General features: G+C 53.8%; 1 protein-coding gene. It reads right to left on the minus strand.

Annotated features, from left to right (window positions below; all coding sequences use genetic code 11):
• Nucleotides 1–63 precede the first annotated feature (63 nt).
• Nucleotides 64–1107: an IS481 family transposase gene (locus ED236_RS12315; RefSeq protein ID WP_123238281.1), complete on the minus strand. Its 1044-nt coding sequence runs from the start codon at nt 1105–1107 to the stop codon at nt 64–66.
• Nucleotides 1108–1216 lie beyond the last annotated feature (109 nt).

Below are 1216 nucleotides of genomic sequence, written 5' to 3' on the forward strand. Positions count from 1 at the left end.
TGTAGTAGTCGCGACCCGATCTGACAGACACCCGATTTGACGGAAGTGACTGTCAGATCAAATTCAGATGTTCAATGTAGTGATTTTATCGTGCCACGCCTCCTTTCCGTCAATTAGCGTTTGCATCGGGGTCCGTCCGCAACCCATCTTGCCCTGATGGGTACGGCTGTTGTTGTAGGTTGCCAGCCAGTCGTCCAGATCGGTTTGCAGTGCTTCAACGGTCTGGTAAATCTTGCGCCGGAACGTGACCTGGTAGAACTCCTGCAAGATGGTTTTGTGGAACCGTTCACAGATGCCATTGGTTTGCGGGTGACGTATCTTGGTCTTGGTATGCTCAATGTCGTTCAAGGCCAGATAGAGCTGGTAATCATGCGTTTCCGGCTTGCCGCAATACTCGGTGCCACGGTCGGTCAGGATGCGGATGACGCCCATGTCTTGTTCTTGGAAGAACGGCAGCACCCGGTCGTTAAGCAGATCGGCTGCCGTGATCGGTGTCTTGGTGGTGTAGAGCTTGGCGGTGGCCCACTTTGAATAGGTATCGATAAAGGTCTGCTGATATATCCGGCCCACGCCCTTCAGCGTGCCGACGTAGAAGGTGTCCTGGCTACCGAGATAGCCGGGATGCGCTGTCTCGATCTCACCATGGACGACATCGTCTTCCTGCTTCTTCTCCAGTGCCTGTACCTGCGCTTCAGTCAAGACTTCGCCGGTTTCTGCGACATGGCGCTCCAAGGACGACAATCGCTTCTTGAACGATTCGAGATTGTGCCGTAGCCAAATGGAGCGAACACCAGACGGGGAAATGAAGATGCCGCGCTTGCGCAGTTCGTTGGAGACGCGCACTTGACCAAATGCTGGTTGCTCAAGTGCATAGGCTGCCACAGCAGCTTCGGTGACTTCCTCGACTCGGTTCTTGGGATTGGGCTTGCGCCGGTTGGCGTCAAGCAAGGCTTCAATACCACCATGTTCCATGGCGGATTGATAGCGATAGAAGGTATCGCGCGATAAGCCCATTACCTTGCAGGCGCGGGATACATTGCCAAGCTCGGCTGCGAGATTCAGCAAGCCTACCTTGTGTTTGATGACGTTCTGTTGAACACTACTCATGGGGTTACTCCTCTGCGCTTACGCGCTTGGTTGATAAAGATTCGCACCTCTATCAAACCGGGTAACCCCACCCTTTGGCAAGGTCCTACTGTCAGATCAAATCGGAACT

This window comes from Pseudomethylobacillus aquaticus, from assembly GCF_003730115.1.
Taxonomy (GTDB): Bacteria; Pseudomonadota; Gammaproteobacteria; order Burkholderiales; family Methylophilaceae; genus Pseudomethylobacillus; species Pseudomethylobacillus aquaticus.

Coding starts and splice junctions, on each gene's coding strand:
- ED236_RS12315 (WP_123238281.1), bottom strand. CDS start 1,107: ATGAGTAGTGTTCAACAGAACGTCATCAAACACAAGGTAGGCTTGCTG.